This window comes from Nocardiopsis sp. NPDC006938, assembly GCF_042869555.1.
GTDB lineage: Bacteria > Actinomycetota > Actinomycetes > Streptosporangiales > Streptosporangiaceae > Nocardiopsis.
Genome location: NZ_JBIAGA010000003.1, coordinates 160,048 through 181,459, shown reverse-complemented (window position 1 = coordinate 181,459; position 21,412 = coordinate 160,048). Strand labels below are relative to the sequence as shown.

The following is a 21,412-nucleotide window of genomic DNA, read 5'->3' as shown; positions in this document are numbered from 1 at the left end:
TAACGCCCGATACGGATCGGCGTAGACTGTAGCGAGCCGACCACAGAGAGCACACAGAGTAACCAGGAAGCCCTGCTGCGCCGAGGATGCGCGCAGCCCGACCCCGAAGCCCCGCCGGAGCGGCACCCGGCACGCCACCCCACTCGGCCCCGCCCCGATCCGCGACCGACCAGGGCCTGCACCCTCCTCCCCCAGACCCGTCCTCCGGGTTTCGGTCGGCCCGCCCTAGCACTTCGGGTGCTCCGGATCGAGAAAAACGAGGCCCGAGAACGAAGTTTTGACCGAATACGCCACATGCCACTAAACGTGTCGCTAGAATCACTTAGCGTGACGCGGCCACGGGCGGCTTTCAATGGCCTCCCACGTGCAAAGTTGCTTGGAGTGGTCGCGCAAACACCTCGGGTGATATCAATAGGACCAAGTGGGACTATTGGACATCCGGGCCAAGTGCCAGGAATCAGGCTCAAGGATCGGCACACAGATCCAGGAGGAGAGGCCGTACACATGTCGACTCGCACGCCCGAGGCGGAGCCCCTGTTGACCCCCGCCGAGGTTGCCACCATGTTCCGCGTTGACCCCAAGACCGTGACGCGCTGGGCCAAGGCGGGCAAGCTGACCTCGATCCGCACCTTGGGTGGCCACCGCCGCTACCGCGAGACTGAGGTCCGTGCCCTGCTGGCCGGAATCCCCAGCCAGCGCACGGAGTGATCTCCCCGGTCTGTGCCGATTCCGGGGGGAACGGCCGGACACGCTCCGGCTGACAGGATTTTCCAGGGCGGGCCACCCCGACACGGTGGCCCGCCCTCCCTCACGCCGTGCCCTCACCGCGACGCCGCACCGCGCGGATTCCTCCTCCGCGCCGCCGCACGCCCGCCCCTGGGCGGACCGGTGGCGCGGAGGCGCTCCGACACGGACCGCGCCGCACCCAGCCCGTGACCGGGCCGCCCGCCGGGGCGCCCGGGTCAGTCCTCGATCTGGTCGTCCATGGCCGTGGTGCGCTTGCGCGCCAGGAAGGTGGCCGTGGCCCCGCCGCCGACCGCCACCACCGCCGCGGTGACCAGGGCGGCCAGGGAACTCCCGGTGGTGGCCAGCCGCTGGCTCGCCACCGACGTCTCCCGTTCCCCCTCGCCGCGCTCGCCCTCGCCGGGCGCCTCCGGTGCGATGTGGGTGGAGCCGATCGCCCAGGAGTCGGCCAAGTCCGCGGTGAACCCTTGCCCCAGCTCGGGGTCGCCCACCACGACCGACACCGTGAGGGCCGAACGCACGCCCTCGCCCTCCCAGTCCTCGTCCTCGTCGTCGAAGGCCTCGGAGACCGCGACGAAGCGGATGCTGACCGGCACCTCCGCGCGGGTGTCGCCCCGTTCGTCGAGGACCTCCAGGGTCTCCTCCACACGGTGGTCGCCGTCGAAGTCGGCGACCGGCACACCGAAGGCGCTCAGCTCCCCGTACTCGAAGGTCGTCTCGGTCGACCCGTCGTAGGCCGCTGCCGCACTGGTCCGCACGTCCGTGAGGGAGAACTCGATCGCGTTGGCGTCCGCCGAGACGGTCTCGGACGCTCCCTCGCCGAGGGCCACCGTGTCGTCCTCGGAGGGCGAGGCGCCCGGCTCCTCCGAAGGGTCGTGGAAGGGCGCGTCCGGCGTGGGCCGCTCCGCCTGGCGGGGGCCCTGACCGGTGTCCTCCCGCTCGTGCGCGCCGTCGTCGTTCACGCCCGGAGGCGCGGAATCGGGCTCCGGCTCCGGAGAGGGGGTCTGCCCCGGCACCTCGACCCGGCCCTGCCCGGGGTCGACCAGGCCGAGCCCGACCAGGTCGTCGACACCGATCCGCACCGTCGCCCGCTCGACCACCGTCTGGGACAGCGCACCCCGGTCGTTGACCAGGGTGCGGCCCTCCCCCGTGATCCGGGTGAAGGCGGACAGCGGGCCCTGGGCGGGTTCGGCGGGGGCCGCGTCCTCGGTCTCGACCCCGAATCCCAGGGCCTCGGAGTGGCCCGAGACGAGATCGCCGTCGGCCACCCGCGCCTGAGCGTTGGCCCAGACCAGCTGGTCGGCCGAGGCGGGGAGGGCGGCCACGACCCCCAACGCGCCGAGGGCGACGAAGAGGGTGCCGCCCACCAGGGCGCGGCGGACGGACGGTTTGGCGGGAGTCACCACAACACTCCTGTTGTATCTGGGGGATGCCCGGCTCTCGGGCCGGGGCCGGTCCGGCGACGTCGCGTCGGAGCGGGGTGGTCCGGCCGACCTGGCGAGCCGGGTGCGGTGTTCCGGAGACGGGGGTGTGCGCCCCGCCGCCGATCGGGGTTCGGGTCGGGTGTGGAGTTCCGTGTGCGGGACGTTCCACACGGTGAGCCTAGTCGCTAGATCACAAAACGGAAACCGTTCGCCCGGCCCTGTGGACGACGGCCCCAACCCCTGGTTCGGCTGTGGGGGCCGCCGCGCCGGTCGGCGGAACACGCCACCGGCCGGGCTCCGACCCGAGGCGACGCGCTCCCGGAAGCCGCCCCGGAAGCGGCACGAGGTACGCGGGCGAACCCGACTCCCGTGACGACCGGGACGAGAACGGGCGTGGAACGGGCACCGTTCGTCCGGCTCTGTACGGGTACGGCGGGGTCACGGACAGCGGCTAGGTTTGACGCATGCTCGTCTGCGCACCTTCAGGGCGCCGGAGCCGCGCCACCCGCGCCCTGGCCCTGCTCTCGCTCGCCGTCGTCTGGACCACGGGCTGCACTCCCCCGGCCGGAGGTGCGGCCGGGTCCGACCCGACCGCGGCACCACCGCTGCCCGGCCCGGAGGACGGGGCCGGAAACGGCGCCGTGGCCGACGACGAGACCGCGCCGCCCGGTGTCGGCCCCCTCGGCGACCGCGTCGTGGTCATCGATCCCGGCCACAACGGGGGCAACGCCGCGGCGCCGGGTGAGATCAACGCCCTGGTCCCCGCCGGCCCCGGTGAGAAGGCCTGCGACACGGTGGGGGCCGAGAGCGTCAACGGCTACCCCGAACACGAGTTCACCTGGGAACTGTCCCTGCTCGTCCAGGAACGTCTGGAGGCGGACGGCGCCACGGTCATCCTCACCCGGGAGGACAACGAGGGCGTGGGCCCGTGCGTCAACGAACGCGCCGAGATCGGCAACGACAACGACGCGGACGTCGCCCTGTCCATCCACGCCGACGGCGGACCGGGGTCGGGGCGCGGGTTCCACGTCATCGCCCCGGGTGAGGTGAGCGGGTTCACCGAGGACATCGTCGAGCCCTCGGCGCTGCTCGCCGAGGACCTGCGCCGCGAGTACCTCGAGGGCAGCGACATCCCCTACGCCGACTACCTGGCCGAGGACGGCCTGGACGAGCGCACCGACCTGGGCGGCCTGAACATGTCCACGGTACCGAAGGTGTTCCTGGAGGCCGGGAACATGCGCAACACCCAGGACGCCGAACTCCTGGAGGACCCCGAGTGGCGCGAACGCGCCGCCGACTCCATCGCCCGGGGCCTGGCCGCCTACCTGCTGCGCGGCTGATCCCGCACACGGAAACGGGTCCCGGGGATCTCTCCCCGGGACCCGCCCCGTCGTCACACCGGCCCGGCCGCGCCACTCGCCCCGCACGACCCGGCCCCGGTGGCTAGCTCTCGTTGGTGTCGGGGGTGTCCTCGCCGGACTTCTTCTTGCGGCGCGCCAGGTAGGCGGCGGCGCCACCACCGGCGGCGATCGCGGCACCGGCCGCGATCAGACCGGCGATCGGCGAACCGGTCGCCGCCAGCGGCTTGGCGTCCTTGGCGTCGGTCTTGGGAACCGACTTCTCGTCGCGCTCCTTCTTCTCCGGGTTCTTGGTGTCGCCACCACCGGAGCCGTCGCCCTCGCCACCGCCGACGGTGCCGGTGGTGATACCGGCGGCGCTCTCGGCGATCAGGAAGCCGGAGACGATCTCGTCGTTGACGCTGAAGGTGATGTACATGTCGGTGACGGCGTCGTTCCAGACGAAGCCGGCGTCCTGGGTCTCGTAGACCCCGGTGACGGGCTCCAGCGCGACGACCAGCTCGTAGGTCTGGCCCTCGACCTCGGCCTGGAACGTGTACTCGCCATCGCCGTTGAAGTTGTGGCTGACCTCGCCGCCCCAGCTCTGGCTGGTGGAGACGCTGGCACCGTTGATGGTGGTATCGAGCAGAACCTCGCCGCCGCCGTCGACCAGCTCGGAGTTCTCCTCGTCGAGCTCGATGACCTCGGCGGAGGTGGTGGCCGCCTCGGTGGTGTCGGTCTCGTCGGAGGAGTCGCCCGGCTCCTGCGAGGGCTGGGCGTCCGGCTCGTCGGTCGGCTGCTCGGAGGGCTGCTCGGGAGTGGTGTCGTCCCCGCCGTCACCGGGGGTCTCGGTGTCGGTGTCGTCGCCGGAGCCCTCGGAGCCCTCGGAGTCGTCGGAGTCGTCCTCGCCCTCGGCGTCGTCGCCCTCGGCGTCGTCGTCCTCCGGGGTCTCCTCGTCGTCCTCGTCCTCGTCCTCGTCGTCGTCCTCCGGGTCGAGGATGCCGGGGAGGTCGTCCTCGGTGATGACGATGCGAGCGGTCTCCACGACGGCGGTACCGGTGGCGCCGGAGGCGTTCACGGTGGCGGTGGTGGTGCCCTCGACGGTCAGCCAGTTGTCGATGGCGCCGCTGAAGGAGTCGGAGACCGTCTGGTCCTTGGTGATGTAGGTCTGGGTGGCCTCGGAGGCACCCAGGGCCGAGGCGTAGCCCCACCCGTAGGTGTCGGCGTGGGCGGGCGAGGCCGCGCCCAGGGTCATGGCACCCAGCGCGGCGAAGGCGAAGCCGCCCTGGAACACGCGACGCGCGGAGATTCGAGAAGCGTTCTTCAAGATCAGTCCTCGTGTGGATCGTCCGGGCCCACATGGTTCGGGGCCAGGCCTGGTCTGAGCTTCCACCGCCGGAACACAAAGGCGGGAAGTCTCGGAACGCGGAATCACGGACCAGGGTCGAATGGGGGACGGCCAGGGCACACAGAAGCCCATGACCTGCGAAAATAGAGAGCGTGCACGGTTTCGGCCCGCAGAGGGCAAGGGCCGGAAGAACCGGCTGAGTTACTTTCCATTCCCTACGAAAAGAGTACAGTCCACCCAAAGATCAAATGCATGATCACTGATCTCAAAACCATCACGATAGAACTCATGGAAACACTGAGTAACCGCCCTAATAAATTCCCGTCATTCTTTTGGGAACGGGTAAACCTCCACCCTGACGGCGCGTCTTACGAAGAAGGCCCCGCCCAGAGGGCCGCCCCCCAGGGGGCGGCCGCGTCCGCGCCCGGCCAGAACTACCGGTCGGTATGACATGGGCCACCCTCTCTCGGCATAATGCCAACCATGAGTTCCCCCAGCCCTCACGCGCCCCGCCCCGCACGCGTTCGGGCACGGCACAGGAGGCGGCCACACGGCACCTCCGATCGGGCCGACCCCGCCGAACGCACACGCGGACGCGTGATTCCACACCTACGAACCTCGTGAACTGCACAATGGGGACCATGCCTCTGACACCGGCGGACATCCGCGACAAGAAGTTCCACACGGTGCGACTGCGCCCGGGCTACAACGAGGAGGACGTGGACGCCCTCCTCGACCGGATCGAGGCGACCCTGGTGGCCCTGGAGGGCGGGCCGCGCACGGGTCCGCTACTCACCGCCGAGGAGATCCGCAACTCCCGGTTCCGCACCACCCGGATGAGCCCCGGCTACCGCGAGGACGAGGTGGACGACTTCCTCGACCTCGTCGTGGCCGACCTCGCCGGTCGCGGCCTGGGCCAGTCCGCCCCGCCGCCGCTGCCCCCGCACCCCGACCGGGGCGGACCCCGCCAGCCCCACCCCGGGACCGGCTACCCGGGACCGCCCCACCCCGGCCCGCAGCCCACCCCACCGGCCGCGCACGGACCACGGATGGCGCCCCGGGACATCAGGGAGAAGCGTTTCGCCACCACCCGACTGACCACCGGCTACAACGAGCAGGAGGTGGACGACTTCCTGGACCGCGCCGAGTACACACTGGAGGTCCTGCTCCAGGGCAGGCCGGACCGGGCCACCCTCACCGCCGCCGAGGTGGAGCGGGTCCAGTTCGCCACCACCCGCGCGCGCCCGGGGTACGACCCGGCCCAGGTCGACCAGTTCCTGGACGAGCTCGCCGAGGAGTTCCGCCGCCACGAACGCCCCTGACCCCGGACACGCCGCCAGCTCCGCACCCCACCAGGGACAGCGGAAAGTAATATTTAGGCACAGGGAGTAGTCATTCCTGGTCAAGGGCGGCCCGAGGGGAGCAGTATGCGTCATCATGCCACGCCGTCTGGAGGGGTGTTCGCGACCGGCGCGGTCCACGGAGTCCCCGGTTGCACCACGGCGCCCGGCGCATGGCCACCGCGCCGGACCGCGCCCCACGGTCGGGCGCTCGACCCGCACCCGACCGACCCCGACGAGGAGGTCGTCCCGGCCGCCGCGCATCCCTGGGAGAGACCCCTGCTCGCGCTCGGCGTGACGGTGACGCTCACCCTGGCCGCGGTGCTGCTGCGGCTGGTGTGGACCGTGACGGGCTCTCCGCTCGGGACGGCCCTGGCCCTGGTCGCGGTCCCCCTGGCCTGCTGGTCCGTGCGCGGACTGCGCTACGCCCGCGAACGCGCGGAGTCCGTCCGGATCTCGCCCACCCAGTTCCCCGAGGCGTACCGGGTGGTGGTCGAACTGGCCCGGGAGATGGGGCTGAACCGCACCCCGGAGGCCTACGTCCGCACCCGCCCGTGCTCGGCCCGCGCCGACGCCGCCGCGCACGGTCTCCGGCGCTACCTGGTGCTGCCCGACACGTTGTTCGACCGCGGAGAGCTGCGCGACCGCGACGCCCTCGCCTTCCTCGTGGCCCACCAGGTGGGCCACGTCGCCGCCGGGCACACGGGGTACTGGCGGCGACTGGCGACCCTGGGCGCCGACCTCGTCCCCGGCCTGGGCGCGGCACTCTCCCGAGCCGCCGAGTACACGGCCGACGACCACGCCCACGCCCATGTGCCCGAGGGCACCCACGCGGTGCGGCTCCTCGCGGGCGGACCCGCCCTGTACCCGCGCGTGAACCTGGGCGAGATGGCCGCCCGCGCGCACACCGACCGAGGCTGCTCCCTGCTGCTCTACCACCTGCTCTCGCACCGCCCCAGCAACACGCGCAGGATGGCCGCCCTGCGCGACCGCGCCCGCCGGGGCCGGGTGTTCCTGTAGCGACCCCACAGTAAAGCGACCTACGTCATCGCAGGAAGACTTGACCTTTTCGAACATGCGTTCGATAAGGTGGGCGGCGTGAGTCTCCAGAACGACCAGATCCACGTCCGCTCCACCGACCGTGGCCACCCCGCCCAGTTCACCTGGCGCGGCCACACCTTCCGCGTCCGCCGGATCATCGGCGACTGGCCCGCCCGGCCCGGGGGCCCGGGCGTACCGGCCACGCAGATCCACCTGCTCCGCGTCTCCGCCGAGTCCGAGACGGGGCAGCCCAGCATCATCGACATCTCCCGGGACACCGCCTCCGAACACTGGACCATGCGGCGCCAGTGGAGTGACCGGTAGGGCGGGTCCGGGTGCCCCCGCCGGGCTCCCGGACCCGCTCCCGCCTCGGAGGGCGGGCCCGCGTCAGCGCCAGAGCCGGACCGAGTACGCCCCCACCAGGCCGCGCACGAGTTCGACGAACTCGCCCTCCGGCATCGGGTCCGGGCGACGTCCGTCCCTCAACCGCACGGAGACGCTGCCCGCCAGGACCTCCCTCGCCCCCAGCACCACCTGGTAGGGCACCAGTCGAGCCGCCCGGATTCGTCCGCCCAGGCCGCCGTGCTCGGGCCCCGCGACCTCCGCGCGCAGCCCCAGGTCGACGCACCGCGCCACGATCCGGGCGGCGTCGGCGACCTGGTCGCCGGAGACCGGCAGCACCACGACCTGGACGGGCGCCAACCAGGCGGGGAACGCCCCACCGTGGACCTCCACCAGGTGCGCCACCGCCCGTTCCACGCTCCCGATCACGCTCCGGTGCACCATGACGGGCCGGTGCCGGGCGCCGTCCGCTCCGACGTAGGTCAGGTCGAACCGCTCCGGCTGGTGGAAGTCCACCTGAACGGTCGAGAGGGTGAACTCCCTACCTCCCGCGTCGGTGAACTGCACGTCGATCTTGGGTCCGTAGAAGGCCGCCTCGTCCTCCGCCCGTTCGTAGGGCACGCCGGAACGGTCGAGGGCCTCGGACAACAGTTCGGTGGAGCGGCTCCACAGGTCCGGAGCGTCGACGTACTTTCCTCCCGGGCCGGGCAGCGACAGTCGGTAGCGGGTGGCGGCGACTCCCATCGCGGCGTGCGCACCCCGCACCAGCTCCAGTGCGGCACCCACCTCGTCCACGACCTGCTCCAGCGCGCAGAAGACGTGCGCGTCGTTGAGCTGGATCGCGCGCACCCGACTCAGACCGCCCAGGACCCCGGAGCGCTCCGAGCGGTACATGCCGCCCAGCTCGGCCACCCGCAGCGGGAGTTCCCGGTGGCCCCGCCCGCGCGATCGGTAGATCACCGCGTGGTGGGGGCACAGGCTCGGCCTCAGCACGACCTGCTCGCCACCGCCCAGGTCCATCGGCGGGTACATGTCGTCGCGGTAGTGGCTCCAGTGTCCGGAGGCCTCGTACAGCTCGCGTTTGCCGAGTACCGGCGAGTACACGTGCTGGTACCCCGCACGCCGTTCGGCGTCACGGACGTACTCCTCCAAGGCGTGGCGCACGGTGGCACCGTCCGGCAGCCAGTAGGGCAGCCCTGATCCGATCAGCGGGTCGGTGCCGAAGAGTTCGAGCTCGCGGCCGAGCCTGCGGTGGTCGTGTCGTGCGGTCATCACGTCTCCTCCTGTGGAACGAGTGACCGCAAGACGAAGGCCCCGGGGCACTCGCCCCGGGGCCTGTCGAAAACACGGTTCAGCGCGCCGGGGACTCCGGCGTCGTCGTCATGAAGGCGCGCTGCATACGGCTCACCGTATCAGCGTTCGAAATGGGGGGCTCCCTCGTCGAGCCGGGCCCAGCGGACGCGTTCCAGTACGCGTTCGGCCATGGGCGGCATCTCGTGGTCGGCGAACCAGCCCACGTCCAGGCTCTCGTCATCGTCGACCGTCAGCCGCCCGCCGACGGACCGGCAGCGGAAGGCCAGGTCGAGGAACTGCACCCGGTCGCCGTTGGGGTAGGTGTGCGGCTCCTGCCCGAGCACGGCGACCAGCCGCTCCACCTCCACCCTCACCCCCGTCTCCTCCCACACCTCGCGGACCACGGCCCGCGCGGGCTGCTCCCCCGGTTCGAGGATGCCGCCGGGAGTGGCCCAACGGCCGTCGTCGGAGCGCTGGTGCAACAGCACGCGGCCGTCGTCGTCGAGCACCACCCCGGTCACACCCACCAGGGGCAGCAGGGAGTGGCCGACGTGGGCGCGCAACTGGGTGACGAAGTCCGGGACGGGCATGCCCCCAAACTAACCCGGGGCGCGGTCGGCGGGCGGGTCAGCCGCGCGTGCGACGAAGCTCGGCGTACTCGTGGTCGAGGATCGACATCAGGACCGCGTCGTGCCACGCCCCGTCCCAGCGCAGGTGCTGGCGCCACACGCCCTCACGGACGAACCCCGATTTCGCGTACGAGCGTTCGGCGTTGGTGTTGAAGGCGAAGACCTCCAACGCCACCCGGTGCAGACCGGCGGTCTCGAAGGCGTACTCCAGGACCAGGTCGGTGGCCTCGGTGCCGTAGCCCCGTCCGGTGTGCTCCATGGAGCTGAGCGCGATCCGGTAGTGCGCCTCGGCGTTGTCCGGGTCCAGATCGAGGAGTGCGCAGTCCCCGACGACGCGGTCGTCGGCCCGGGAGCGGATCACCCAGTCGGCCCGGTCGTGCTGATGCTCGCGGGCCGTGAAGAGCCGGACGAGCCCCTCGGCGGTGAACTCCCGGTGGGTGCCGGTGAGCCTGCGCACCTGCGGGTCCATGTCCACCAGGCCGGGGACGAGGTCGTCGGCGTTGGCCGCCGTGAGCGGGTCCAGGCGCACGCGGTCACCGGTGAGGGCGGGCTGGTGGCGGAAGACGTCGGGAGGCACCATGAGGGTGATCCAACCAGCGCCCCCACCCCCGGGCAACGGGTTTTCGACGGGGACGACCGCCGGGCGGGACCCGGGCCCACCGGTGTGGGAGGGGGCGGGGCCGGGCACCGGGTTCGGAGGGTGAGGGACCATTGACGGCGGGTCGTGGCTCTGTACAGACTGTCCGGGTCCGCACACCCCCACGGATCGACCCCCCGGGAGCAGACTTGGTAGACACGACCGACCTCCGCCCCACCCCCGAGGACCGCTTCACCTTCGGCCTGTGGACCGTCGGCTGGCGCGGTGTCAACACCTTCGGCGACCCCGTCCGGCCGCCGCTCGACCCGGTCGACGCCGTGCGCCGCCTCGCCGACCTCGGCGCGTACGGCGTCACCTTCCACGACGACGACCTGATCCCGCCGGGCAGCACCCCCGACGAACGGGACGCGGTGATCCAGCGCTTCCGCAAGGCGCTCGACGAGACCGGGCTCACGGTTCCCATGGCCACCACGAACCTGTTCAGCCACCCGGTCTTCCGGGACGGCGGCTTCACCTCCAACAGCCGGGACGTACGACGCCACGCGCTGCGCAAGGTGATTCGCAACATCGACCTGGCGGCCTCCCTGGGCGCGACCACCTACGTGTGCTGGGGCGGCCAGGACGGCTCGGAGACCGAGGCGGGCAAGGACCACCGCGCCGCGCTGGACCGTCTGCGCGAGGCCTTCGACCTGTTGTGCTCCTACGTCCGGGAGCAGGGGTACGGCCTGCGCCTGGCGATCGAGCCCAAGCCCAACGAACCGCGTGGCGACGTGCTGCTGCCCACCGTCGGCCACGCCCTGGCCTTCATCGAGCGGCTCGCCCACCCGGAGATGGTGGGGGTCAACCCCGAGGTCGGTCACGAGCAGATGGCCGGGCTGAACTTCGCGCACGGCGTGGCCCAAGCGCTGTGGGCGGGCAAGCTGTTCCACATCGACCTCAACGGACAGCGCGGAGTGAAGTACGACCAGGACCTGCGCTTCGGCGCGGGCGACCTCAAGGAGGCCTTCTTCCTCGTGGACCTGTTGGAGCGGGCCGGATACGAGGGGCCCAGGCACTTCGACTTCAAGCCGCCGCGCACCGAGGACGTGTCCGGGGTGTGGGAGTCGGCGGCGGGCTGCATGCGCAACTACCTGCTGCTCAGGGAGCGGGCGGCGGCCTTCCGCGCCGATCCGGAGGTGGCCGCGGCCCTGGCCGACGCCCGGGTCCCCGAACTCTCCACTTCCACCCTCGCCCCCGGCGAGAGCGTCGCGGACCTGCTCCGGGAGGAGTTCGACGCTGAGGAGGCGGGGCGGCGCGGCTACCACTTCGAGCGGCTGGACCAGCTCGCCCTGGAGCACCTGCTCGGCGCCCGCTGAGCCGGGCGCGCCCCCGGGAGGACTTCCCCTCCCCCGGGGGCGCCGGGGGCTCTGCGCGAGCCGAGCGGCCCGGGGTCAGCGGTGGACGGTCGGGCCCGACGCGCTCCGGCGCGCGGCCTCGCGCTCGTCGTAGAGCCGTGCGAAGTCGCGCGCCCGCTGGCGGTAGCGCCGCACCCAGGGGCCGAGGAAGAGCACGTAGCCCAGGAACAGCAGGGTGATCACGAGCGGGAAGACGGCGTCAACACCCGGGCCGTGGGCCCGGAGGTTGAGGACGCTCAGCGTACCGAACAGGAGCAGGCCGATCACACTGATCACGGTGACCGTGCGCGGGGAGTTGATGCCCGCCTCCGCCTGGGCGGCGACCACCCGGGCGGCCCGGTTGACGGAGTCGCGTTCGTGGAGGCCGCCGCGGCGCAGCTGGCGTTTGGCCTCCAGCAGGTCGACCGGATCGGTGCCCGGAGCGAGGGTGGACGTGCCGAGGGTCCTGCGCAGGAACACGGGCATCAGCCACACCATGAGAGCCATCATGACCGCGGCGGGGGCGAGGCCCGCGAGGAGCGCGGGCACCGCGCTCCGCCAGTCGTCGGCCACGAGCACGCAGAGGACCAGCGGCGGGAGCACGACCACGGGGAAGAGGATGAGCGAGGCCCTGACGGCGTAGGCACGCGGATGGTTCTGCGCGTAGACCTGCATCCGGCCGAACAGGGCCCTGGGATGTCGGCGAGCGGACCGGGGGTGTGTCGTGTGCTCGTTCATGCCGCACCCCTACCCCGATTCGCCGTGACCTATCCGAGACCTCGGGAGGGTTCGCCCTTGACCGTGCCCCCGGGGCGGGCGTCGTAGGCCATCGCCAGGTCCCGGGCCCTCCGTTTGGCCAGGAGGTCGTGGGCGACGGCGAAGACCACCATCAATGCCATCAGGACGCTCACGACCAGGAAGACGGCCGAGCCGCTCCAGCCACCGTCCGAGGCGTACCGGTTGAGGGCGTTGAACAGGTTGAGGACGCTGAAACCGGCCAACATCAGCGCCGACGGCCAGAGCCGTTGACCCAGGACCTGGGCGGCCAGGGCTCGGGCGACCCGGTCGACCTCGGGCACGCCGGTCAGCGTCCTTGAGCGGAGCACGCGTCTGGCGGCCCGCAGGTCCGCCGGCCGGGTGTCGGCGGGGAGCGGGACCCTGAACACCATCAGGTGCACGAACGCGGTGACCACCATCAGGAAGAGGGGGAGGCCAGCCGCCACGCCGACCAAGGCCAGGACGGCCCACACGGCGGGGTGGTCGGCGACGCCGAAGAGCAGGCCGAGGAGCACGGTCAGGAGCGTCAGTGACAGCACGCCGGTGAAGGCCACCCGGCGTGCGTGCCCGGGGTCGTTCTGGGCCCGGACCTGGAAGCGGAGGAGGGGGTCGAGGAGGCGGGGGGACCTGGGGGCGGGGGGTGTGGTGTCGATGGTTCCATTATCCCCGCCGCCCGGGGTCGGAAGAGCGTTGTCCACAGGGGGAGTCGGCCGCCCCGGTGGGGGGCGGCCGTGGACGGACCCGCACCCGCCTCTCCGGGCGGTGTCCGCGTACCCGGCGCGGGCACGGGAGAGGGGGTGTTCACGGCTGGGGGCGGTCCCGGGAGAGGGGGCTCACGGGACCGGGCCGGACTATCCGGCCTGGCGCTTGGCCTCTAGGGCCTCCATCGCCGCTACGGCGGTGGCGACGGTCTGGTGGACCGGGACCTGCCGGTGCAGGCCGACCAGGCGGACGACCTTGGTGACGCGCTCGTTCAGGGCCGCCAGGGACAGGGAACCGTCCAGCTCACGGACGTTCCGGTAGGCGTTGATGATGACGTTCAGCCCGCTGGAGTCCATGAAGTCCAGGGCGGACAGATCCAGGATCAGCCACGGACCGTGGTCCTCGATCGCGGTCTTGATGTGTTCCTGGAGGTCGGCGGCGGTCGCGATGTCGAGTTCTCCCTCGATCGCGACGATGACGCTGCGGCTCTCGAACCGCGTGCTCAGTCCAAGCCTGTGCACGTTCACTCCTCCCGGCCCCACGCTCCGATGGTGAGGGGTCCCTCGCTTAACCATACGCAGCCCGACCGGGAACGACTACCGGACCCGGCTCCACTCCCACAGAGCCGGTCCGGTGAGGGAGACGCCTGCGCGCCCGAGCGGTCTGGTAAGTCGTTGGACACACACGGTATAAGCGAACCGCTCCCACGGGAATGGCATCGGGGAAGAAATTTTCGCCTCATGGGCGAGAACCCCCTCCCCCACGGGCGATACCTCCCGTTCACCCTGGGTCATTTCACGACATGGAACCCGGTGTCGCCCAGCTCTCCTCAGTCGTCCCCGCCGTCGTTCCCGGACCGGTCACGCCCCGTTCGCCCCTCGTGGACGCCGTCACCCTGAGTGAAGGAGGCCAGTAGGGAACGCGCGGCGAGAGTGGCGGTCGTCTCACCCGACCGCACCCGCGCCTCCATCTCCGGGACGAGAGCGGACACCTCCCGGTCCCTCAGGAACGAGTCCATCAGCTGGTCGCGCACCTGGTCCCACATCCAACTGACACCCTGGGCGCTGCGCCGCTCGGCAAGGGCACCGTCCCGCTCCAGCACACGCCGGTGTTCGAGCACGGTCTCCCACACCTCGTCCAGACCGTCGCCGGTCAGGCCGCTACAGGTGAGCACCGGCGGCCGCCACTCAGGGTGCACCGGTTGGAGCAGGCGCAGGGCCCGGGAGAGCTCCCGGGCGGCCTTGCGCGCGTCGTCGGCGTGCGCACCGTCGGCCTTGTTCACCGCCACCACGTCGACGAGTTCCAGCACGCCCTTCTTGATCCCCTGGAGCTGGTCGCCGGTGCGGGCCAGTGTGAGGAACAGGAAGCAGTCGACCATCGCGGCGACCGTGACCTCGGACTGGCCGACGCCCACGGTCTCCACCAGCACCACGTCGAACCCGGCCGCCTCCATGAGCAGCATGGTCTCCCTCGTGGCGCGGGCGACCCCGCCGAGGGTGCCCGCCGTGGGCGAGGGCCGGATGAACGCGTCGGGGTCGACCGCGAGCTCGGCCATGCGCGTCTTGTCGCCCAGGATGCTCCCGCCGGTGCGGGTGGAGGAGGGGTCGACGGCGAGCACGGCCACCCGGTGGCCGCGTGAGGTCAGCCGTGTCCCGAGCGCGTCGATGAAGGTCGACTTGCCCACACCGGGCACCCCGGTGATGCCCACCCGCTGGGCCTTGCCGGTGTGCGGCAGCACCCGCACCAGGAGTTCCTGCGCGGCGCGCGCGTGGTCCGGGCGGCGCGACTCCACGAGGGTGATGGCCCTGGCCAGGGTCGGCCGATGCCCGGACAGCACCCCCTCGGCCAGGGCGTCCACGTCCACCGGACGCCTCCCGCGCACCGCCACGTCCACTCCCCTTCCGGCCGTTCACCGGCCGCTCGTTCCCGCGCCGGACCCTCCGGACGCCGCTCGGACTACTCCGGGCCCACCGGGCCCCGGCCGCTCCGTGCCTCGCGCGACCCGTCCCCGCCGTCGGGGTCCAGCCGGTCCTCCAACTGGTCGAGCAGGTCGACGGCGGCCTCGGCGATCACCGTTCCGGGCGGGAAGATCGCGGACGCACCGGCCGCGCGGAGCTCGTCGAAGTCGCCCGGGGGGATCACCCCGCCCACCACGATCATGATGTCCTCGCGGTCCAGCCGGGCCAGCTCCTCGCGCAGCGCGGGCACCAGGGTGAGGTGCCCGGCCGCCAGCGAGGACACCCCGACCACGTGTACGTCGGCCTCCACGGCCTGGACGGCGACCTCGGCCGGGGTCTGGAAGAGCGGGCCCACGTCCACGTCGAAGCCGAGGTCGGCGAAGGCCGTCGCGATGACCTTCTGGCCCCGGTCGTGGCCGTCCTGGCCCATCTTCGCCACGAGGATGCGGGGGCGGCGGCCCTCGGCCTCGGTGAACTCCTCGACCCGGGCGGTCACCCGGTCCATCAGCCCGGCCGCGTCGGCGCTCCCGGCCGCCTCGTTCCTGTACACACCCTGAATCGTACGGATCTGGCCGGAGTGGCGGTGGAACACCTTCTCCATGGCGTCGGAGATCTCTCCGACGGTCGCCTTGGCCCGGGCCGCGTCGACGGCGGCGGCGAGGAGGTTGTTCGTGAGGTCCTCGTCGGCCCGGGACTCCCGTCCGGCGGCCTCGGTGAGGGCGTCCAGGGCGGCGCGCACCTCCCGCTCGTCGCGCTCCTCGCGCAGGCGGCGGAGCTTGTCGAGCTGCTGGGCGCGGACCCTGGAGTTCTCGACTTTGAGGACGTCGATCTCGTCGGGGGTGTCGGGGCGGTACTTGTTGACCCCGATCACGGGCTGGCGGCCGGAGTCGATGCGCGCCTGGGTGCGGGCGGCCGCCTCCTCGATGCGCATCTTCGGCAGTCCGGCGTCGATCGCGGCGGCCATCCCCCCGGCCCGCTCGACCTCCTGGATGTGCGCCCACGCCTTCTCGGCGAGCTGGTGGGTGAGGCTCTCGACGTAGTAGCTGCCGCCCCAGGGGTCGACGACGCGGGTGGTGCCCGACTCCTGCTGCAACAGCAGCTGCGTGTTGCGGGCGATGCGCGCGGAGAAGTCGGTGGGCAGGGCGAGCGCCTCGTCCAGGGCGTTGGTGTGCAGCGACTGGGTGTGGCCCTGTGTGGCGGCCATGGCCTCCACACAGGTGCGCGCGACGTTGTTGAACACGTCCTGCGCGGTGAGCGACCAGCCGGAGGTCTGGGAGTGCGTGCGCAGGCTGAGCGACTTGTCCTTGGCGGCACCCAGGTCCTTGACCAGGCGGGCCCACAGCAGTCGGGCCGCGCGCAGCTTGGCGACCTCCATGAAGAAGTTCATCCCGATCGCCCAGAAGAACGACAGCCGGGGCGCGAAGGCGTCCACGTCCAGTCCGGACCGCTGACCCGCGCGGATGTACTCCACGCCGTCGGCGAGGGTGTACGCCAGCTCCAGGTCGGCCGTGGCCCCGGCCTCCTGCATGTGGTAGCCGGAGATGGAGATGGAGTTGAAGCGCGGCATCCGCTGGGAGGTGAAGGCGAAGATGTCGGAGATGATCCGCATCGACGGCCGCGGCGGGTAGATGTAGGTGTTGCGGACCATGAACTCCTTGAGGATGTCGTTCTGGATGGTCCCCGACAGCTTCTCGGGCGGCACCCCCTGCTCCTCGGCGGCCACGATGTAGAGGGCCAGGACGGGCAGCACCGCGCCGTTCATGGTCATGGACACGCTCATCCGGTCCAACGGGATGCCGTCGAACAGTTGGCGCATGTCGTAGATGGAGTCGATGGCCACGCCCGCCATGCCCACGTCCCCGGCGACCCGGGGGTGGTCGGAGTCGTAGCCCCGGTGGGTGGCGAGGTCGAAGGCGACCGACAGGCCCTTCTGGCCGGCGGCGAGGTTGCGGCGGTAGAAGGCGTTGGACTCCTCGGCGGTGGAGAACCCGGCGTACTGGCGGATGGTCCACGGCTGGTTGACGTACATGGTCGGGTAGGGCCCGCGCAGGTACGGCGGGATGCCGGGCAGCCCGTCCACGAAGTCCAGGCCCGCGCGGTCGGCGGGCGTGTAGAGCGGCCGGACCCCGATGCCCTCGGGGGTCTCCCACTCCAGGGCGTCGGCGGCCTTGCCCGTGGAGTCCTCCAGGGACCGGCGCCAGTCGGCCGCGCCCTGGTCGCCGCCGGTGAAGGCCGGGTACCGGGGGTCGACGGCGGAGAAGTCGGGGATCATGCGTTCGCCCCCTGGGTGGAGTCGGTCGTGGTGGTCGGGGGGTCGGTGAGGAGCACGTCGACGAGGTCGGTGAGCAGCGCGACGGCGTCGCATCCCCGGTGGGCGAAGGCGTCCACCCCGGCCTCCCGGTAGGAGTCGCGCGGTGCTCCGGCGAGCAGGACGCGGCGGGCCCCGGCCCCCTTGAGGGCGCGGGCCGCCTCCTCGGCGTGCTCGTCGTAGAGGCGGTCCGACGAGCAGATGACGGCGACCCGGCTGCCGGAGTCGGCGAAGGCGCGGGCGGCGGACGGGGCGTCGTCGAGCGGGCCCGGGTCGCGGGCCTCCACTCCCCCGGCGGCGAGCAGGTTGGTGGCGAAGGAGGCGCGGGCGGTGTGCGCCGCGACCGGGCCGAGGGTGGCGAGGAAGGCCGCGGGCCGGTGGCCGGTGGCGGCGGTGTGCGCGTCGGAGCGGTCGCGCAGGGCCTCGTACTCCTGGGCGTAGCGGCGAACGGGAAAACCGCCTTCGACGGGGGCCCGGCGGGCCGGGTCGGCGGCGCGGACCAGGGGTCTCTCGTTCGGGTCGGGGAACTCGCTGACCCCGGTGAGCGGGGCGGTGCGGCGGGCGAGGTCGTGGCGGCGGCGCTCCCAGGTGCGGTCCACGGCGGTGCGGAGTTCGCCGTGCGCGACGGCGTCGGCGGCGCCCCCGGCGCGTTCCAGCTCCTGGAAGAAGGCCCACCCGGCGCCGTAGAGGGCGCGGGTGAGGGACTCGACGTAGAACGACCCTCCGGCCGGGTCGATGACCCGGGCCAGGTGGGACTCCTCGATGAGGAGCGACTGGGTGTTGCGGGCGATGCGGCGCGCGAAGTCGTCGGGCAGGCCCACGGCGCTGTCGAAGGGCACCACGGTGACGGCGTCGGCTCCGCCCACCCCGGCCGCGAAGCAGGCCACGGTGGTGCGGAGCATGTTCACGTGCGGGTCGCGGCGGGTGAGCATGGCGTCGGAGGTGGTGGCGTGCAGGCTCATGCCGCGCCGGTCGGCGGGCACCCCGCAGGCTTCCAGCACCTGGTTCCACATGGCGCGGACGGCGCGCAGCTTGGCGATGACGGAGAACTGGTCGGCGTTGGCGGCGAGCCGGAACTCGATCCGGCGGGCGGCGTCGGCCAGGTCGAGTCCGGCGCCGGTGAGCGCGCGCAGGTAGGCGGTCGCGGCGGCGACGGCGAAACCGATCTCCTGGGCTTCGGAGCCGCCCGCGTCGTGGACCAGGGTCCCGTCGGCGACGAACAGTCCGAGTTCCGGGTAGCGGGCGGCGTGTTCGGCGGCGAAGCGGGCGGGGTCGGCCACGTCGGGGCGCTCACCGGCCAGGGCCGCCGCGCTGATGGGGTCCAGGCCCAGGTGGGAGATGACCCGGCCGTCGGGGACGTCGGCGTCGGTGTGCGCCCTGAGCAGAGCGGTGGCGGCGTCGAGGGCGTGCGGTCCGGGCGCGGACACCACCACGGGCGCGAGGTCCAGGTAGACGTCGGCGAGGGCCTCGCCCAGGCGGGAGAGGGGGACACCGCCGGGCGGCGCGCCTTCGGGGGCGGAGTCCGGGCCCACGGCCACCCACAACGAGCCCGCACCGTTCATGAGGTCGTTGTGCGCGCGACGGCGGAGCTCGGCGGGGTCGGTGTCGGTGTGCCGGGCGCGGATGTCCCAGCCCCCGGCCACGCCCCCGCCCGGGCGGTAGCCGCGGGTGAAGGGGGCCAGCCCGGGGTAACCGGGATCGGCGGCGGGCGGGTCGGCGGTGTACAGGGGCGCGATGTCGAACCCGTCGTAGCCGTGCGTGGCCAGGACGGACTCGGGGGCGTCGGCGAGGCGTTCCTCGGCGACGCCGCTCTTGCGCAGCACCCCGGCGACGAGTTCGCGCCACCGTTCACGTGTGGCCGCCGGGAAGCCCTCGGCCAGGTTGGGGGCCGCGGTACCGGCGGGCCCGCTCTCAGGGACGTCCATACTTCGAGATGGTAGAGAACCGGGTTCGGTTCCGGCCAGCCGGGGTGTGGTGCTCGGCACAGCGGGGGGTACCACCGGCCCGACCCGGGCGTCGTCCCGACCGTGGGGGCGGGCCGTGGGGGCGGCGCCAGCGCCCGGTTGCGACCTGGGTCACACCGGGCGCGGCGCCCGTGTCGGCGCCGCCGGTCAGCCGCAGTTGGTGCCGTTGCGCACGACCCACTCGCCGCCGATCGCACCGCCCCAGTCCACGCACTGGCCCGCGGCCTCCAGGTAGACCGGGCCCGCGTAGGTGGTGAAGCTGCCGGGGTCGGTCTGCCAGGAGGTGGAATCGGAGCGCTTGAGGGCCGCGTCCATGCTCATCGCGGCCCCGGGGTTGGACCGCATCACGATCACGCAGTTCTTCCCGTTGGAATTGTTGTAGGCCAGGTGGATGGTGCCCCCGGGCACGGAGGCCGTGTTCACCACGCCGTACCCGCTGCCGCACTCCCCGTTGTAGGGGGCCGCGGCGGCGGGGGCGGCGCTGGCCAGGGCCGCGGCCAGGGCGATCGCGAGTCCGCCGGAGATCCGGCGGGTGAGGGTGTTCAGCACGTGTGCTCCTCCTACCAGGGCGGGGTTCCGCTGCCGCTGGTCCTGTGGTGCTCGACGAGTCGGGTGATGGTGAGGGTGCCGTCGGAAGCCTCGGTGTAGGTGACCTCCGCCGAGACGGTGCGGCTCCCGGTGTTGGCGTAGCCGGTCAGCGCGCCGGGGCTGGAGGAGACCGATCCGGCGGCCCCCTCGGCCACACCGCCGCCCTGCCCCTGGCAGAAGCTCCACGCGCACACCACCGTGGCGCCGTCGAGCACCGCGTACCGGCCGTCCCCGCCGTCGGGGCGGAAGGCCACGACGTGGTCGCCGGAGGGGCGGGAGCCGGAGGCGCTCACCCCCGCGCCGACCGTGGCCCTCACGGTGGTCGGAGCGCTCTCCTCCTCCTGCTCCTCGTCCGCGTCCTCGGCGTCGTCGTCCTCCTCCTCGTCGGGCTCGTCCGAGGGCGACGCCTCCTCGGTGGGTTCCTTGCCGACCGGTCCGGGGCGCCTCTGTTCGGTGTCGGAGCCCTCCTCGGGCACCTGACCGGCCTCGTCGTCCGCGTCTCCGGAGAACCAGGAGGCGACGGGCAGCGAGTCCCAGTTGTTGGCCAGGGCCACGCCGCCGAAGCCCAGCCCGGCGATGAGCAGGAGCGCGCCCAGGGCCGCTCCGACCACGGCCAGGACCCGGCCCGCGCCGGGACCGCCCCGGTTGGCGGCCACCGAGAACTCTCGTTCGGGGGCGGTCCGCACCCCGTGCCAGTTGTCGTCGACCAGTGCGCCCATCACGCTGCCCGCGGCGTCGGCGGAGGCCACCGGGGCGAAGGACCGTCCCGGATGGGTCACGGACACCATCTCCGAGACCAGTTGCAGGGCCGTGGGCCGCTGGGCGCCCTCCTTGTGGAGCGCGCGCCGGGCCAGGTCCGCCAGTGGCCCGGTGAAGCCCTCGGTGTCCGGTTCGCCGCTGATCACGCGGTGGGCGATGGCGGCCGGGTCCCCGCCGCCGAAGGGCGGTCGCCCGGTGGCCGCGTAGGCCACCAGGGCGCCCCAGGCGAAGATGTCGTCGGCGGTGCTGGCGGGCTTGCCCTGGTAGTGGTCGGGGCTGATCCAGCCGGGCGAGCCCATCACGGACCCGGTCCGGGTGAGGGCCGTCTGGTCGACCGCCCGGGCCACGCCGAAGTCGAGGACCCGGGGGCCCTCGGGCGAAAGCACGATGTTGGCGGGCTTGAGGTCGCGGTGCGCGATGCCCGCCTCGTGGATCTGGGCGAGCGCCTCGGCCACACCCGCGGCCAGGCCGACCAGCAGTCCCTCTTCGAGGGCGCCGTGTTTGCGCATGTAGGCGCTGAGCGTCAGGCCGCGCACGAGCGGCGTGACCAGCCAGGGCCGCTCGGCCCCGGTGTCGGCGTCCAGCAGGGGCACCGCGCAGGCGCCGCCGACCCTGCGGAGCAGTTCGACCTCGCGGGTGAAGCGCGCCCGGAACTCGTCGTCGGCGGCGTACTCGGGGTGGATGAGCTTGACGGCGACCAGCTCGCCCCCGCCGGACCGGGCCGCGTACACGACGCCCATGCCGCCCGCCCCCAGGCGCTTGAGGGGCTGGTACGGGCCGATCCGCGCGGGGTCGGTGGAGGTCAGGTCGGTGGCGGTGACGGGGAGGGAGACGGCTGACGGAGTTGGGTTCACGGGGAACAGATCCTGGTCGGCGTAAAGGGTGGG

The 21,412-nt window shown here is 72.4% G+C and carries 19 protein-coding genes; 6 read left to right on the top strand and 13 right to left on the bottom strand.

All coding sequences use genetic code 11. The features are described from left to right. The first annotated feature begins 504 nt into the window (after window positions 1-504). Window positions 505-708 (top strand): developmental transcriptional regulator BldC, encoded by a 204-nt coding sequence (gene bldC / locus ACFYL4_RS06220; RefSeq protein WP_013155387.1) that lies wholly within the window; start codon window positions 505-507, stop codon window positions 706-708. Between the two features lie 254 nt (window positions 709-962). Here the strand turns inward: bldC and ACFYL4_RS06215 are convergent, their stop codons facing one another. After that, window positions 963-2,147: a hypothetical protein gene (locus ACFYL4_RS06215; protein ID WP_387516856.1), complete on the bottom strand. Its 1,185-nt coding sequence runs from the start codon at window positions 2,145-2,147 to the stop codon at window positions 963-965. Window positions 2,148-2,632: 485 nt separating this feature from the next. On the opposite strand from ACFYL4_RS06215, the gene ACFYL4_RS06210 reads away from it, so the two are divergent. Beyond that, complete coding sequence (locus ACFYL4_RS06210) at window positions 2,633-3,508, top strand: N-acetylmuramoyl-L-alanine amidase (RefSeq protein ID WP_387516854.1); 876 nt, start codon at window positions 2,633-2,635, stop codon at window positions 3,506-3,508. Between the two features lie 103 nt (window positions 3,509-3,611). On the opposite strand, the gene ACFYL4_RS06205 is transcribed toward ACFYL4_RS06210, so the two are convergent. Then, complete coding sequence (locus tag ACFYL4_RS06205) at window positions 3,612-4,832, bottom strand: hypothetical protein (RefSeq protein ID WP_387516852.1); 1,221 nt, start codon at window positions 4,830-4,832, stop codon at window positions 3,612-3,614. 653 nt (window positions 4,833-5,485) lie between these two features. Here ACFYL4_RS06205 and ACFYL4_RS06200 point away from each other — a divergent pair. The 3 genes from ACFYL4_RS06200 to ACFYL4_RS06190 all read left to right on the top strand — a co-directional run bounded on the left by ACFYL4_RS06200 (window position 5,486) and on the right by ACFYL4_RS06190 (window position 7,558). Beyond that, a complete protein-coding gene (locus ACFYL4_RS06200; protein ID WP_387516850.1) occupies window positions 5,486-6,175 on the top strand; it encodes a DivIVA domain-containing protein in 690 nt (229 codons plus the stop codon). A gap of 105 nt (window positions 6,176-6,280) precedes the next feature. Beyond that, window positions 6,281-7,213 (top strand): M48 family metallopeptidase, encoded by a 933-nt coding sequence (locus tag ACFYL4_RS06195; protein ID WP_387516848.1) that lies wholly within the window; start codon window positions 6,281-6,283, stop codon window positions 7,211-7,213. Window positions 7,214-7,291: 78 nt separating this feature from the next. Next, entirely contained in the window at window positions 7,292-7,558 is a 267-nt protein-coding gene (locus ACFYL4_RS06190; RefSeq protein WP_387516846.1) for a DUF6504 family protein, read from the top strand. A gap of 63 nt (window positions 7,559-7,621) precedes the next feature. On the opposite strand, the gene thrS is transcribed toward ACFYL4_RS06190, so the two are convergent. The 3 genes from thrS to ACFYL4_RS06175 form a co-directional block, all read right to left on the bottom strand. Further along, window positions 7,622-8,848, bottom strand: coding sequence for a threonine--tRNA ligase (gene thrS / locus ACFYL4_RS06185; RefSeq protein WP_387516844.1), 1,227 nt, complete (start codon window positions 8,846-8,848; stop codon window positions 7,622-7,624). Between the two features lie 140 nt (window positions 8,849-8,988). Beyond that, the gene (locus tag ACFYL4_RS06180; protein ID WP_387516842.1) at window positions 8,989-9,459 is read right to left on the bottom strand and encodes an NUDIX domain-containing protein; all 471 of its coding nucleotides are present in this window, start codon (window positions 9,457-9,459) and stop codon (window positions 8,989-8,991) included. A 37-nt stretch (window positions 9,460-9,496) separates the two neighbouring features. Continuing rightward, the gene (locus ACFYL4_RS06175) at window positions 9,497-10,078 is read right to left on the bottom strand and encodes a GNAT family protein (protein ID WP_357756508.1); all 582 of its coding nucleotides are present in this window, start codon (window positions 10,076-10,078) and stop codon (window positions 9,497-9,499) included. A gap of 206 nt (window positions 10,079-10,284) precedes the next feature. Between ACFYL4_RS06175 and xylA the strand changes: the two genes are divergently transcribed. Beyond that, window positions 10,285-11,451 (top strand): xylose isomerase, encoded by a 1,167-nt coding sequence (gene xylA, locus ACFYL4_RS06170; protein WP_357756505.1) that lies wholly within the window; start codon window positions 10,285-10,287, stop codon window positions 11,449-11,451. A gap of 75 nt (window positions 11,452-11,526) precedes the next feature. Here xylA and ACFYL4_RS06165 read toward each other — a convergent pair whose 3' ends face one another. From ACFYL4_RS06165 to ACFYL4_RS06130, 8 genes are all read right to left on the bottom strand, one after another. Continuing rightward, window positions 11,527-12,207 (bottom strand): hypothetical protein, encoded by a 681-nt coding sequence (locus tag ACFYL4_RS06165; RefSeq protein ID WP_387516839.1) that lies wholly within the window; start codon window positions 12,205-12,207, stop codon window positions 11,527-11,529. Between the two features lie 29 nt (window positions 12,208-12,236). Then, the gene (locus tag ACFYL4_RS06160; RefSeq protein ID WP_387516837.1) at window positions 12,237-12,944 is read right to left on the bottom strand and encodes a hypothetical protein; all 708 of its coding nucleotides are present in this window, start codon (window positions 12,942-12,944) and stop codon (window positions 12,237-12,239) included. A 153-nt stretch (window positions 12,945-13,097) separates the two neighbouring features. Further along, on the bottom strand, window positions 13,098-13,469 hold the full coding sequence (locus tag ACFYL4_RS06155; RefSeq protein WP_017544239.1) for an STAS domain-containing protein: 372 nt from the start codon (window positions 13,467-13,469) through the stop codon (window positions 13,098-13,100). Window positions 13,470-13,777: 308 nt separating this feature from the next. Beyond that, complete coding sequence (gene meaB / locus ACFYL4_RS06150; RefSeq protein WP_357756497.1) at window positions 13,778-14,842, bottom strand: methylmalonyl Co-A mutase-associated GTPase MeaB; 1,065 nt, start codon at window positions 14,840-14,842, stop codon at window positions 13,778-13,780. Between the two features lie 62 nt (window positions 14,843-14,904). Further along, the gene (gene scpA, locus ACFYL4_RS06145; RefSeq protein WP_357756494.1) at window positions 14,905-17,178 is read right to left on the bottom strand and encodes a methylmalonyl-CoA mutase; all 2,274 of its coding nucleotides are present in this window, start codon (window positions 17,176-17,178) and stop codon (window positions 14,905-14,907) included. Continuing rightward, window positions 17,175-19,139, bottom strand: coding sequence for a methylmalonyl-CoA mutase family protein (locus tag ACFYL4_RS06140; protein WP_387516835.1), 1,965 nt, complete (start codon window positions 19,137-19,139; stop codon window positions 17,175-17,177). Before ACFYL4_RS06140 ends, scpA begins: the two co-directional genes overlap by 4 nt. Window positions 19,140-19,325: 186 nt before the next feature. Then, complete coding sequence (locus ACFYL4_RS06135) at window positions 19,326-19,727, bottom strand: spore-associated protein A (protein ID WP_357756488.1); 402 nt, start codon at window positions 19,725-19,727, stop codon at window positions 19,326-19,328. A gap of 11 nt (window positions 19,728-19,738) precedes the next feature. Next, the gene (locus tag ACFYL4_RS06130; RefSeq protein ID WP_387516833.1) at window positions 19,739-21,379 is read right to left on the bottom strand and encodes a serine/threonine-protein kinase; all 1,641 of its coding nucleotides are present in this window, start codon (window positions 21,377-21,379) and stop codon (window positions 19,739-19,741) included. Between the last annotated feature and the right edge of the window lie 33 nt (window positions 21,380-21,412).

Excerpts from the sequence above, each read along its gene's own strand:
- ACFYL4_RS06180 (WP_387516842.1), bottom strand. The coding sequence starts at position 9,459 with ATGCCCGTCCCGGACTTCGTCACCCAGTTGCGCGCCCACGTCGGCCAC.
- ACFYL4_RS06195 (WP_387516848.1), top strand. The coding sequence starts at position 6,281 with ATGCGTCATCATGCCACGCCGTCTGGAGGGGTGTTCGCGACCGGCGCG.
- ACFYL4_RS06175 (WP_357756508.1), bottom strand. The coding sequence starts at position 10,078 with ATGGTGCCTCCCGACGTCTTCCGCCACCAGCCCGCCCTCACCGGTGAC.
- ACFYL4_RS06140 (WP_387516835.1), bottom strand. The coding sequence starts at position 19,139 with ATGGACGTCCCTGAGAGCGGGCCCGCCGGTACCGCGGCCCCCAACCTG.
- thrS (WP_387516844.1), bottom strand. The coding sequence starts at position 8,848 with ATGACCGCACGACACGACCACCGCAGGCTCGGCCGCGAGCTCGAACTC.
- scpA (WP_357756494.1), bottom strand. The coding sequence starts at position 17,178 with ATGATCCCCGACTTCTCCGCCGTCGACCCCCGGTACCCGGCCTTCACC.
- ACFYL4_RS06200 (WP_387516850.1), top strand. The coding sequence starts at position 5,486 with ATGGGGACCATGCCTCTGACACCGGCGGACATCCGCGACAAGAAGTTC.
- bldC (WP_013155387.1), top strand. The coding sequence starts at position 505 with ATGTCGACTCGCACGCCCGAGGCGGAGCCCCTGTTGACCCCCGCCGAG.
- ACFYL4_RS06165 (WP_387516839.1), bottom strand. The coding sequence starts at position 12,207 with ATGAACGAGCACACGACACACCCCCGGTCCGCTCGCCGACATCCCAGG.
- ACFYL4_RS06210 (WP_387516854.1), top strand. The coding sequence starts at position 2,633 with ATGCTCGTCTGCGCACCTTCAGGGCGCCGGAGCCGCGCCACCCGCGCC.